The organism is Mesorhizobium sp. 1M-11 (assembly GCF_001303895.1).
Taxonomy (GTDB): Bacteria; Pseudomonadota; Alphaproteobacteria; order Rhizobiales; family Rhizobiaceae; genus Mesorhizobium.
On sequence record NZ_LJSD01000051.1, the window covers coordinates 55,531 to 68,603 of the forward strand.

General features: G+C 64.7%; 10 protein-coding genes. 2 read left to right on the top strand and 8 right to left on the bottom strand.

The window, feature by feature from the left end; translation table 11 throughout:
* Positions 1-161: 161 nt before the first annotated feature.
* Positions 162-752, bottom strand: a complete 591-nt coding sequence (locus tag AO692_RS21120; RefSeq protein WP_152979916.1) for a TetR/AcrR family transcriptional regulator — start codon at positions 750-752, stop codon at positions 162-164.
* Between the two features lie 263 nt (positions 753-1,015).
* On the opposite strand from AO692_RS21120, the gene AO692_RS21125 reads away from it, so the two are divergent.
* The gene (locus AO692_RS21125; RefSeq protein ID WP_054312023.1) at positions 1,016-1,801 is read left to right on the top strand and encodes an alpha/beta hydrolase; all 786 of its coding nucleotides are present in this window, start codon (positions 1,016-1,018) and stop codon (positions 1,799-1,801) included.
* 171 nt (positions 1,802-1,972) lie between these two features.
* Here the strand turns inward: AO692_RS21125 and AO692_RS21130 are convergent, their stop codons facing one another.
* From AO692_RS21130 to AO692_RS21140, 3 genes are all read right to left on the bottom strand, one after another.
* Positions 1,973-3,268: an MFS transporter gene (locus tag AO692_RS21130; RefSeq protein ID WP_054312024.1), complete on the bottom strand. Its 1,296-nt coding sequence runs from the start codon at positions 3,266-3,268 to the stop codon at positions 1,973-1,975.
* A 162-nt stretch (positions 3,269-3,430) separates the two neighbouring features.
* Positions 3,431-4,957, bottom strand: a complete 1,527-nt coding sequence (locus AO692_RS21135) for an AMP-binding protein (RefSeq protein WP_054312025.1) — start codon at positions 4,955-4,957, stop codon at positions 3,431-3,433.
* A complete protein-coding gene (locus AO692_RS21140) occupies positions 4,954-6,363 on the bottom strand; it encodes an aldehyde dehydrogenase family protein (RefSeq protein WP_054312026.1) in 1,410 nt (469 codons plus the stop codon). Before AO692_RS21140 ends, AO692_RS21135 begins: the two co-directional genes overlap by 4 nt.
* A gap of 209 nt (positions 6,364-6,572) precedes the next feature.
* Here AO692_RS21140 and AO692_RS21145 point away from each other — a divergent pair, with 209 nt between their 5' ends.
* Positions 6,573-7,604, top strand: a complete 1,032-nt coding sequence (locus AO692_RS21145; RefSeq protein ID WP_054312027.1) for a LacI family DNA-binding transcriptional regulator — start codon at positions 6,573-6,575, stop codon at positions 7,602-7,604.
* On the opposite strand, the gene pta is transcribed toward AO692_RS21145, so the two are convergent.
* From pta to AO692_RS21165, 4 genes are all read right to left on the bottom strand, one after another.
* Positions 7,545-8,606, bottom strand: a complete 1,062-nt coding sequence (pta, locus tag AO692_RS21150) for a phosphate acetyltransferase (RefSeq protein ID WP_054312028.1) — start codon at positions 8,604-8,606, stop codon at positions 7,545-7,547. The genes AO692_RS21145 and pta overlap by 60 nt on opposite strands.
* The gene (locus AO692_RS21155; RefSeq protein WP_244483454.1) at positions 8,606-9,592 is read right to left on the bottom strand and encodes a YeiH family protein; all 987 of its coding nucleotides are present in this window, start codon (positions 9,590-9,592) and stop codon (positions 8,606-8,608) included. The genes pta and AO692_RS21155 overlap by 1 nt, the downstream gene beginning before the upstream one ends.
* 295 nt (positions 9,593-9,887) lie before the next feature.
* Positions 9,888-11,663, bottom strand: a complete 1,776-nt coding sequence (gene xsc / locus AO692_RS21160) for a sulfoacetaldehyde acetyltransferase (RefSeq protein ID WP_054312030.1) — start codon at positions 11,661-11,663, stop codon at positions 9,888-9,890.
* Positions 11,660-13,009, bottom strand: a complete 1,350-nt coding sequence (locus AO692_RS21165; RefSeq protein WP_054312031.1) for an MFS transporter — start codon at positions 13,007-13,009, stop codon at positions 11,660-11,662. Before AO692_RS21165 ends, xsc begins: the two co-directional genes overlap by 4 nt.
* Positions 13,010-13,073: the final 64 nt, after the last annotated feature.

Consider the following 13,073-nt stretch of genomic DNA (forward strand, 5'->3'; position numbering starts at 1 on the left):
GTGTCGTCACCGACGTTGGAGATTGGCCAAGGCACCCCTCACGGCCGTCATCCTCGACCTCGTGAGCGACCGTAGGGAGCGGAGAGTGTCGGGGATCCATTCCGGAACGCCGACGAAGGCGCAGCGGCCCAGAACGGCCGAGCTCTCGCAGCCCGAAATCTCTAGCGGCCGCCGATCAGCATGCCGACCAAAGCTTCCTCGACATCGCTCCTGTTGGCGGTGCTTTCATTGGCGGCGCGCTGCGATTTCACGCGCATGGCGACACCGTCGAAGGTCAGCATCAGGAGGTGGGCGAAAGCGCGCAGACGCGGGTCTTCCGGCTTGGCGCCCTCGATCGCGTTGCAGACGATCTGCACGATCTTGTTTTCGGCCCAGTGCAGCAGATCTGGCTTGTACTTGTCCTTCGGCATGACGATGGCCAGGCCCTCCATCAGGGCAGAGGTGTAGCCGGTCTTGTCGTCGGCGATGTCGTTGAGCAGGCCGCCGACGAGGCGCTGGATCTTGCGTTCCGGCGTCTTCAGCCGTGCCACGGCGCGCTCCAGCGCCAGCACCTGCGCTTCGAACCAGGGCGTGTAGATGGTGAAATAGATCTGCAGCTTCGATTCGAAATAGACATAGACGTTCGACGGCGCGATGCCGGCACCCTTGGCGATCTTGGCGACCGTGGTGTCCATGTAGCTGGTCATCGCGATCTGCGACGCCGCCGATGTGAGGATCGCCTGCCGAACCGATTCATTCTTGACGCGGGCCAAGATCACCCCTCTCGCGCAAATCAGAATATTACGCTTAAGCGCGGAATCTTCGGTGGTCAAACGGCCAGCCGACAAAAGACCATGCTCCGGCGACGCAACGAACCATCGGTCCAAAAAAGAATGACATTCTCTATTGACATCGACAGGCTTCGACTCTTTTCATAAAAGAACGTCATTCGTTATAGCACAGGGAACGCATAACTTATGGCCAGCAATGGAGCCAGGCGCAAAGGATGCCCGGTCCAGAAAACGGGAGAAGCCTGATGCCGACCTTGCAGATCAACAACCATCCGATCGCCTATCTGGAATTCGGCGACCCGAACAACGACACCATCATCCTGTTGTCGGGCTGGGCACAGGACAACCGCCTGTTCAAGAACCTGTCGCCGCTGCTGGCCGAGACGTTGCATGTGCTGGTGCCCGACTATCGCGGCCATGACGCCAACGAGACCGTGCATGGCGACTTCGGCACCGAGGAGCTGATCGACGACATCGCCGCCTTCATCGAGATCAAGGCGCCGAAGAACCCGATGCTGGTTTCGACGTCGCACGGCTGCTGGGTCAATATCGGCCTGTGCGAGCGGCTAGGCCTGGAGCGCACCATCCTGATCGACTGGCTGATGCAGCCGCATCCGGGCTTCATCAAGCAGCTCGAGGACGGGCAGGACCCGCAGCGCTACAAGGAAGGCCGCGACAGCTTCTTCAACGAATGGGAAGCGACGACCGACAATGTCGACGTCATCAACCACATGAAGAAGGAAATGGCCTGGTTCTCCGGCCCGATGTGGATGCGCGCCTGCCGCGAGATCCTTAGGGCCTACACCAAGTACGGTTCACCACTGCAGCGTATGGAAGGGCTGAAGAAACAGCCCGAGCTCATCCACATCTACTCCCAGCCGCTCTCGGCCGAATACCGCAAATTCCAGGAAGACTACTCCGCCGGCCACCCCTGGTTCCGCCCCGTCCACATCCCCGGCCAGACGCACTTCCCGACGCTGGAGAACCCGGCAGCGGTGGCGAAGGCGATCGTGGAGTTCAGGAGGGGCTAAAAAGCGCCCCAGTGTTGGTTGGAGGTTTCACCGCGGCAGCGGCCGACCGAGGTCTCAATCGGCCTCGGTCTTGATGGAGCAGTGTGTTCCATCGGCTTATGCTGCCTTCGCCTCCATCGCGGCGAATATTCCCTCGGCGCTGCAGTTCCGGAGAAATCGTTCTCCGGCGGATCAAGCCGTCGCCGCACCGGGTTCGGCAGCACCGTCAGTTTTGCGCTCCTCCCGGAAAGGGCGGTCGGGGCGGATCCACAAGGCCATGAACGCGCCAAGCAAAAGCAGGACCATGGAAGCCGCGAACGGCAGGTCCCACCGCCCGGTCAGGTCGATGGTAAGGCCGAAGACGACCGGCGAGATCATGCCGGCAAGGCCGAAACCGAAATTCATGAACCCGCTCGCCGTCCCTGAATATTGGGGGGCGATGTCCATCGGCGTGGCCCAGATCGGCGCGACGATCAGTTCGGCGAAGAAGAACGCCGCGCTGAGGCTGAGCGCGACCGTCACGAGATCGGTGGAGAACATCACCGGCAGCATGCAGGCGAAAGCGCCGAGGAAACCGACGACGATCACGCCGATGCGGGCCCAGCCGATATTGCCGGTCCTGCGAAGAATGCCGTCGCTGGCCCAGCCGCCCACCAGATCCCCGACGACGCCCGCAAGAAACACGCCTGCCGAGAAGAAAGCGGATTTCTTCAGGTCGAGATGGTGCTGGTGCAGGAAGTAGGAAGGGATCCAGTTCAGGAAAAGCCAGAGCATCCAGCCATAACAGAAGTCGGTCATGGTGACCGGAAGCATGCGCTTCAGGAGCGGTATCCAGGGCAGTCTCTTGCGCTCGCCCGCGATCTTCTGCTTCGGCAGCGCCTCCAGTTCCTCTTGCGTGACGCCCTTGTGCTGTCGGGGATCGTCGCGGAAGTACCACCACCACAGGACGACCCACAGGAAGCTGACCAGCCCGACGATGATGAAGGAATCCCGCCACGACAGCGCGATGACCAGAAATGCGATCAGCGGTGGGCTCAGCGCATTGCCGAAGCGGGCGAAGGCATGCGTGATGCCTTGGGCAAAGCCGCGCTTTTGCGCGGGCATCCAGTTGGAGAGCGCACGTGTGGCGGTGGGAAAAGCCGATCCTTCGCCGATGCCGAGCAGGATCCTGGCGATGACCAGCGAAACCGCGCCCTCGACGAAGCCGATCATGATCGTGGCCGCCGACCAGATGCTGCCGCAGATGATCAGCGTCTTGTGCGGGCCCAGCCAGTCGCCGAGCCGGCCGCCGAGAATCTGGAAAAGAGCGTAGGGGTAGGCGAAGGCCGAGAAGGCAAGCCCCAGCTCCACGTTCGAGAGGCCGAGTTCGGCCTGCATGGCCGGAGCGGCGGTGCTGATGTTGACCCTGTCTATGTAGGTGACCAGATACATCAGGCAGATGATGAACAGGACGCGGTCCGTCGTCCTGAAACGGGTAAGCCGTAACATGTCTCCTCCCACGATTTTCGGGCGGAAGCTGCGGCCTTTCGTTCGCGAGGCCGGTTCCCGCTCCGATCAGGAAAACCCGCCCTCCTCGACGGGCTTTCCGGCTTTTGGGGTCCGGTCGGACCCCGATGCATTGCTCCTTTCAGATCCGACGCCCGGTCGGCTTCATTCCGTCATCTGCGCCAGTTTCAACCGCTGGATCTTGCCTGACGGCCCTTTCGGCAGGGCAGCCATGACATGGATGCGCTCTGGCGACTTGAATTTCCCAAACCTCTGTTCGCAAAGGCAGATCAGCTCCGACACGGCCAGGGTCGAGCCTGGCCGCAGCGTGACGGCCGCTTCGACACGTTCGCCATATCGGTCGCATTTGCGCGCGAACGCCGCCGCCTCGATGACATCGGGATGGGAATAGAGCGCCTCGTCGATCTCGCGTGGCGCAATGTTCTCGCCGCCCTTGATGATCAGTTCCTTCAGGCGCCCGGTCACGAAGACATAGCCGTCCTCGTCCAGGCGCCCGAGGTCGCCGGTCCGCAGCCAGCCGTCCGCGGTCAGCGCCGCGGCGGTGGCGGCGCTGTCGCCGAGATAGCCCCGCATCACATTCGCGCCACGCACCGCGATCTCGCCCTCGGCGCCGGGCGGCAGCGGCGAGAGGTCGGGGGAAAGCACCGTAACCTCGTTGCCGACCGCACGGCCCGGAGAGCCGATCTTGCGCAGGTCCGGCGGCAGCGGATTCGACAGGATCTGCGCCGCCGTTTCCGTCAGCCCCATGGTTTCGACGATCGGAATGCCGAAGCGCCGCTCGAAACCGTTCTGGACTTCCGGCGCAAGCGCCGCGGAGGCGGAGCGTCCGAAACGGATACGCGCCCGACAGGAGGATTGCGGTTCACCGTCTCCGTGCAGGAGGTGCGAAATGATCGTCGGCACCACCGAAAACCAGGTCGCCTTGTACTCCTCGCATATCGCCCAGAACTGGCTGGCCGAGAACCGTTCGCAGACCACGACCGAACCGCCCGACAGCAGCGGGGCGAGGATCGTCACGCACAGGCCGTTGATGTGATAGATGGGCAGGACGCACAGGGCACGGTCGTGCGCCGTCAGCTCATGCGCCACCGCCGTATTCCAGCCGCCGGCAAGCAGGCTCGAATGGCTGTGAACCACGCCCTTCGGCCGCCCCGTCGTCCCCGACGTGTACATCAGCAGCGCGTCGTCCTCCGCGCCATGGGCAAGCGGATCGGTTCGCTCGGTCCCTGCCGGCCAGCGGAACGCGCCATCGACTTCGATCAGGATCGGCGAGGCTGGATAAGCGGCCATGGCGCTGTCCAGCAACGGTCGCTGCCCGGCATCGACAAGCAAGGCTTTCGCGCCGGAATGCGACAGCGCGTAGCCGATCGCATCCGCCCCGGCGACCAGATTGATCATCGTGGCGCGGAAGCCACCATAGAGCACGCCATAGAGGCCCAGGACCACCTGGCGGCTGTTGGGCATCATCAGCGCCACGCTGTCGCCCCGCGCGATGCCCAGTCCGCCAAGCCTGCCGGCAATCTCGGCGGCCGCGTCGCGCAGCGCCCGCCAGGTCAGCGTCGTACCGTCGGAGGGAAAAAGATGACTGACGGCATCGCCTTGGTGATCGGCGCGATCGTCGAGCCAGTCCCGGACCGTTCCCCGCGGCGGCCGATGCGGGTCGAGCCTCATTTCCCGGCCTCCTGCCAATAGAAGGCAAAGATCTCCTCGAGCGTCGGCTCCCTGGGCGGGATCGGCCGCACGATCCGCGTGCGCTGCATGAAATGCCGCCAGTGGAGATTGGTGTCGATCGCGTTGCCGCCCCAGCTTCCGCAGCCCATGGAGAGCGAGAACGGCAGGCCGTTGTCGAAGGCCCCGCCCGTGGCGAAACTGTGGGCCTGGTTCACGATCACACGGCAGACGGGAAGGCTGCTGCCCAGCACGACCGGCCGTGCGGTGTCGCGCGAGTGCAGACCGACGGAATGGCCCGCCCCCTGATGCTGCAGGATGCGGCGGGCCAGCTCTGCCGCGTGGTCGAAATCGCGGGCCCGGTAAAGTGCGGCGACGCGGCTGAGCTTTTCACCCGAAAGCGGATGCCCAGGCCCGATCCCTTCGGTTTCGACCGCGACGAAGCGCGTGCCTTGCGCAACCTTGCCGGCAAGCCCCAGCTTGCCGATCATGACGTCGGCATCCTGCGCGATGACCTCGCGGTTCAGATGCCCGTCCTGCCAGAGGCGGCAGACGATCGCTTGCGCTTGCGAGGACGGAACCACCGCGCCGCCTTCGGCGGCAAGCGCGGCCAGGAAGTCGTCATAGACCGCATCGACCACGATCAGCGCGTTCTCCGACGAACAGGATGTCGCGTTGTCGAAGGTCTTCGACAGGGTGATCTTGCGCGCCGCGTCGATCAGGTCGGCCGTTTCGTCGACGATGACGGCGACATTGCCGGCGCCGACACCGATCGCCGGCGTGCCGCTTTCATAGGCCCTGCGGACATTGTCCTGGCTGCCCGTCACGACCACGAGGTCGGCGGTTTCCAGCAGCCGCTGCGTCTTGGCCTTGCTGCCCGCGCCCGGCAGCATCTGCACGAGGTCGTGGTCCTCCCCGATCTTGTCGAACTCGGCGTGGATGAAGGCAAGCAGCATCTCGCAACAGGCAGTCCCCTTCGGCGATGGCGAGAGCACGATGGCATTGCCGCATTTCAGGGCGTTGACGATGTTGTTGGTCGGCGTCGCAACCGGGTTGGTGGAAGGAACCACTGCGCCGATGACGCCGATAGGCCGGGCGATTTCGGCTATTCCGGTATCCGGATCGTCGGACAGGACGCCGTGGGTCCGGATGCCCTGGATATCGCGCAGCAGCCCCAGGGTCTTGCGATGGTTCTTGGCGATCTTGTCGGCGACATTGCCGAGCCCGGTGGTGCGAACCGCCAGTTCGGCAAGCTGGCGGTTTCGCTCCGGCTGCATGACCGCCCAGCCCGCGGCCTGCGCCGCAAGGTCATAGCGACGCTGGCTGCCATGCGCCTCGTAGGCCGCCTGGGCGGCGCGCGCCCTGGCCAGCATCGCATCGACCAATTGAAGATCGTTCGTAATGTCCATGCCTTGCTACTCGCCTTGCTTCCGGCGCGCCAATGAAACGGGATCAAGGCCGCTCCAGAAGCGGCCCAGCCATGGCTTGCCCACGTGCCTGCAATGTCGGTTTGGCGCATCCTCCTCTTGATGCACCAGGAAAGCCTACGCCATGAAAATAGCCTTGCAAATGTTTTCATAGAAAATTATCATTTGATAGATTTCAGGATAAAAATCATATGGTTAAGCCAGATATCGTTTTCGTAGCCCGGCTTGCAGGCGTTTCACCGGCTACGGTTTCGCGGGCCATCAACCATCCGGAACTGGTGAGCGCGGCCACCCGCAGAAAGATCGATCTCGCCATCGAGAAATCGGGCTATATCCGCAACCGCGCCGCGCAAGCGATGCACGGCAAGCGCAGCGCAACCATCGGCCTGGTGATGCCCACCATCTCCAACATGATCTTTGCCGAGGTCACGCAGGCGTTCAACGACACGGTCAGCGATCAGGGCTTCACGCTTCTGCTGGCGTCCCATGGCTACGATCTCGACACGGAATACCGCTTGATCCGCAAACTGTTCGAGCACCGGGTCGACGCGCTGGCCGTCATCGGGCTGGATCACAGCCATGGCACCTTCCGCATGATCGCCGAGCAGCGTGTTCCGGTGCTGGCGATCTGGAACTATGCCCCGGACTCCGCCTTGCCCTGCATAGGCGTCGACAATCGCGAGGCGGGACAACTGGCGGCCCAACATCTTGTCGCCCTGGGCCACCGGCGCATCGGCATGGTGTTTCCCTCGACCGTCGACAATGACCGCGCGCGCGGTCGCCAGGCGGGAGCCATCGCGGTTTTCCAAGCCGCCGGCGTCGAACTGAAGGACCACTGGCGGATCGAGGTGCCTTACAACATCGCGCAGGCAAAATCCGCCATCGCCGAACTGCTGGGCCGCGACGACAGGCCGACCGCGCTGCTCTGCGGCAATGACGTCATCGCGCAAGGCGCGATCTATGCCGCCGCCAGACTGGGAATTTCGATCCCACAGGCGCTGTCCGTCATCGGGGTCGGCGATTTTGCCGGTTCGGCACAGGTGGAGCCGACATTGACGACGGTGCGCATTCCCGCACGGCAAATCGGGGTTTCAGCGGGCCAGGTCATCGTCGATGCGGTGAGCCGCTCCGATCCCGACTTCATGGTCCGCACCCGGATCGACCTAGACCTGATCATGCGGGCTTCCACCGGCATGCCGGCTGACGCGCGCCGCGCCGGTTGAAGCCGTGCGCTCACCCGCCTGCACCGTCGTCACCGCGATCATGGAGAACACATCCTCGGCGCTGCATCCGCGCGACAGATCGTTAGCCGGCTTCGCCAAGCCCTGCAGGATCGGCCCGATGGCGGTGGCGCCGCCGATGCGTTGGGCGATCTTGTAGCCGATGTTGGCGGCGTCGAGATTGGGGAAGACGAAGACATTGGCCTCGCCGTGCAGCGCCGAATTCGGCGCCTTGGCGGCACTCACCGCTTCGACGAAGGCGGTGTCGAACTGCAGTTCGCCGTCGATGATGAGCTCGGGATCGGCGGCATGGGCGAGACGGGTGGCCTCCACCACCTTCGAGACGCGCTCATGCGCGGCGCTGCCATTGGTCGAGAAGGACAGCATCGCCACCTTGGGCGCAGCACGAGCCAGCGCCTGATAGGAGCGCGCCGACATGCGGGCGATGTCGGCAAGGCCGGCGGCATCCGGATCGACCACGAGGCCGCAATCGGCGAAGACGAATGCACCCTTCTTCACGTGATGGGGCTGGCACAGCATCATCAGGAAGAAGGAAGAGACCAGCCCGACGCCGGGCGCGCGGCCGATGCATTGCAGCGCCGCCCGCACCGTGTCGGCGGTGGTGGCGACCGCGCCGCCGACGGTGCCGTCGGCCTCGCCCTCACGCACCATCATGGCGGCGAAGGTGAGCGGCGCGCGCACGGCCGCATAGGCTTGCGCCCCGTCGACGCCCTTGTCCTTGCGCAGCGCATGATAGGCCGCTGCCAGGCGCGCGGTCAGCGCCGAAGTCTCGGGGTCCTCGATGCGGATGTCCTCACCCGCGGCACCGGCCTCGGCAAGCCTTTGCTCCACAACATTGCGGCGGCCGACCAGCGTGATCGCGGCAATGCCCTCGCGCACCGAACGGAGTGCCGCCTCGGCGATGCGCGGGTCCTCGCCTTCCGGCAGGACGATGCGACGCGGCGATGCCTTGGCGGCGGCGAGGATGCGTTCCAGCGGCTTCATCAGGCGTGTCCCAGATAGTAGATGCCGGCGAGGATGAAGAGGCCGATGAAGACGGTCTCGGCGACGATCAGCGCCACCGCGTCGCCACCGACATCGAGCACGCGGCGCAGCGAGGTCTTCATGCCGACGGCGACGATGCCGGCCAGCAGCGCCCAGCGCGACACCTCCATGCCGGCCTTCGAGACCGCTTCCGGCACGAAGCCCAGCGAATTGGCGGCGGCGAGGATCAGGAAGGCGATGACGAAGCCGGGCAGCAGCGGCGGCCTCTTGCCGGCTTCGCCCACCGGACCGGCGCCGCGCGTGGCGAGGGAGAACACCAGCACGACCGGCGCCAGCATGGTGACGCGGATGAGCTTGACCAGCGTGGCGGTCTCGCCCGCCTCGGGTGAAACCGAGAAACCGGCGCCGACCACCTGGGCGACGTCGTGGATGGTGCCGCCGAAGAAGATGCCGGTGGCGCGCGCGTCGAGGCCGATGCCTTCGGCGATCATCGGATAGAAGATCATGGCCAGCGTCGACAGCACCGTCACCGACAGCACGGTGAAGATCAGGTTGCGCTCGGAAAATTCGTTGCGCGGCAGCACCGCGGCGATCGCCATGGCGGCCGACGCGCCGCAGATGGCGACCGAGCCGCTGGTGATCAGCGCAAGCCGCCAGCCCCGGCCGAGCAGCCTGGCGGCGACAAGGCCGAACAGGATGGTGGCGGCGATGGCACAGACCAGCAGCAGGATGGTGCTGGCGCCGAGCCCGACCAGCAGGTCGACGCTGATGCGCATGCCGAGCAGGGCGACGCCGATGCGCAGCACCTTCTTGGCGCTGAGGTCGATGCCGGCGACGCAGCGCCCCTCCTCCGACAGGAAGTTGAAGGCAATGCCGAGCAGCAGCGCCATCAGCATCGCCGGCGCGCCATAATGATCCGACAGGAACTGCGCCGCAATCGCCACGGCTCCGGTCACGGCAAGACCCGGCCACCAGGCTTGCACCATCGAAGGCAGGCTGTTGAGACGTCGGGTCGCGGCGGCGGTGTTCATTCCTTCATTCCCTCACGTGTGGCGCTATCCCCCTCTCCGTCTCGGCTTCGCCGAGCCACCTCTCCCCCGCTTTGCGGGGGAGAGGAATCCAAGCTGGAGAGGCGTCGGCGTTGCAACAGCGGTTCCTCGCCCCTGCCGAAGGCGGGGGAGAGGTGGCTCGCCCAAAGGGCGAGACGGAGAGGGGGCAACTGACAGGCAATTGCCCTGGAATAGAGCGCCCTGCCCGGCGAACCGGGCAGGTTGCGCAACATCAGGCGCGCTGCTGCGGCCGCATGTCGGCGGCGTCGATGCCGGCCACCGGCACCGGCTTCTTCATCGCGTCGCGGCGGAAAGGCTCGCCGAGCTCCTGGTTGAGGATCACCTCGACGAAGGTGGTGATGCCCTTGGCCTGGTCCTCGATCGCCTTGGCCAGCGCCTCGGTGAGCTTGGCCGTGGAGTCGACGACGACGCCTTTCAGCCCACAGCCATCGGCCACCTTGGCGTAGCTGAGGTTCGGGTTGAGCTCGGTGCCGACGAAGTTGTTGGCGTACCACAGCGTGGTGTTGCGCTTCTCCGCCCCCCACTGGTAGTTGCGGAAGATCACCATGGTGATCGCCGGCCAGCCTTCGCGGCCGATCGCGCCCATCTCGTTCATCGAGATGCCGAAAGCGCCGTCGCCGGCGAAGCCGACCACCGGAACGTCGGGGCAGCCGATCTTGGCGCCGACGATCGAGGGGAAGCCGTAGCCGCAAGGACCGAACATGCCGGGCGCCAGATATTTGCGGCCCTGCTCGAAGCTCGGATAGGCATTGCCGATGGCGCAGTTGTTGCCGATGTCGGTCGAGATGATCGCTTCCTTCGGCAAGGCTGCCTGGATCGCGCGCCAGGCCTGGCGCGGCGACATGCGGTCGGCCTCGCGACGGCGCGCCGACGCATTCCATTCCGTACCCGGATCGTCGTCCTCGTGGTCCATCGACGACAGCTGCTGCAGCCAGGCCGAGCGGGTCTGGTGGATCGCCGCCTTGCGCTCGTCGCGGCCCTGATTGCCGGCCGATGGGCCGAGCTTTTCGAGGATCTGGCGCGCCACCTGTTTCGCGTCACCGCAGATGCCGACGGACACCTTCTTGGTCAGGCCGATGCGGTCTGCGTTGATGTCGACCTGGATGATGGCGGCGTTCTTCGGCCAGTAGTCGATGCCGTAGCCCGGCAACGTCGAGAACGGGTTGAGGCGCGTGCCCAGCGCCAGCACCACGTCTGCCTTGGCGATCAGCTCCATCGCCGCCTTCGAACCGTTGTAGCCGAGCGGACCTACGGCCAGGCGATGACTGCCCGGGAAGGCGTCGTTGTGCTGGTAGCCGCAGCAGACCGGCGCGTCGAGCTTCTCGGCCAGCGCCATGGATTCGGCAATCGCATTGCCGATGACGACGCCGGCGCCGTTGAGGATGACCGGGAACTTCGCTTCCGACAGAAGCTTCGCCGCCTCGGCGATCGCCTGCGGTCCGCCGGCCGGGCGTTCGAAGCGCACGATCGCCGGCAGGTCGACGTCGATGACCTGGGTCCAGAAGTCACGCGGGATGTTGATCTGCGCCGGCGCGCAGCCGCGCCAGGCCTTCTCGATGACGCGGTTCAGCACTTCTGGAATGCGCGAGGGGTCGCGTACCTCTTCCTGGTAGCAGACCATCTCCTCGAACATCGCCATCTGGTCGACTTCCTGGAAGCCGCCCTGGCCGATGGTCTTGTTGGCCGCCTGCGGCGTGACCATCAAAAGCGGCGTGTGGTTCCAGTAGGCGGTCTTCATGGCGGTGATGAAGCCGGTGACGCCGGGGCCGTTCTGGCCGATCGCCATCGACATGGTGCCGGTGGCGCGGCTGAAACCGTCGGCCATCATGCCGGCATTGGTTTCATGGGCGCAGTCCCAGAATTTGATGCCGGCCTTGGGGAACAGGTCGGACACCGGCATCATGGCCGAGCCGATGATGCCGAAGGCATGCTCGATGCCATGCATCTGCAGGACTTTGACGAAGGCTTCTTCCGTGGTCATCTTCATGACAAATTCTCTTTCAGCTGGTGTTGACGGGTTGATGTGCGAAGCGGCTGGCTAGCCGGCCGGGCTTCGGGTGCGGGACGGATGAGGGCGGCGCAGACCATCGAGACGAGCGCGGCGAACACGACATAGCCGGCCAGAAGCCATGGCTCGCCATCGCCGAAGTCGATGAGATAGGTCGCGACGATCGGGGTGATGCCGCTCGCGAAGATGCCGGAGAACTGGTAGACGAAGGAGATGCCGGTGTAGCGCACCTTGACGTCGAACAGGTCCGAGAACAGCGCGGCCTCGGGGCCGTAGCACATGGCGTAGATGATGCCGAAGGGCACGACGAGCGCGAGGCCGATCCACAAGAGATTGCCGCTTCCCATCATCATGAAGGCCGGGAAGGTGACCAGCGCCAGAAGCAGGCTGCCGATGGCGTAGGTCTTGGGCCGGCCCCAGCGGTCGGACAGTTTGCCGAACAGCGGAATGGCCACCACCATCACCAGCGCCGACAGGCACACCAGCCAGAGCGCCGTGGCCCGGTCGACCTTCACGTGCTTCGACAGATAGACGATCGAGAACACCGCGAAGACGTTGAAGAAGACACCGTCGATATAGCGCGCGCCCATGCCGAGCAGGATGTTCTTCGGATAGGTACGGATCAGTTCGAGGAACGGGATCTTGACCTCCTGCTGCTCCTCCTTGACCGCCGCGAAATCCGGCGTCTCGGCGACCTTCAGCCTGATGTAGAGGCCGACGATGATCAGGACGATCGAGCCGACGAAAGCAGCGCGCCAGCCCCAGGCGAGGAAGGCTTCCTCGGGCATCAGGCTGAGCAGGGCAACGACGCCGGAGGACAGGCACAGGCCGATGGCGAGGCCGATCTGCGGGATCGAGGCGTAATAGCCGCGCTTGTTCTCGGGTGCGAATTCATAGGCCATGAGCACGGCCCCGCCCCATTCGCCGCCTATGCCGATGCCCTGGGCGATGCGCAAGATGAGCAGCAGGATGGGCGCCGCGACGCCGATCTGCTGATAGGTCGGCAGCAGGCCGATCAGCACGGTGGCGACACCCATGATCAGGATGGTCAGCACCAGCATCTGCTTGCGGCCGAGCCTGTCGCCGAAATGACCGAACACGATGCCGCCGAGCGGGCGCGCCACGAAGCCCACCGCGAAGGTCGCATAGGCCAGCACCATCGAAACCAGCGGATCGTGCGTCGGGAAATAGAGCTGGTTGAAAACGATGCCGGCGACGACCCCATAGAGGAAGAAGTCATACCATTCGATCGTCGCGCCAATCAGAGAGGCGAACACGACCCGTCTTACGTCGCGCTCCCTCTCGCCTGCAGCTTTCTTCAACATGGTTCTCCTCCCAATGTTGGAATTCTCAATGCTGGAAATCCCAGTGCTGGAATTCCCAGCCCTC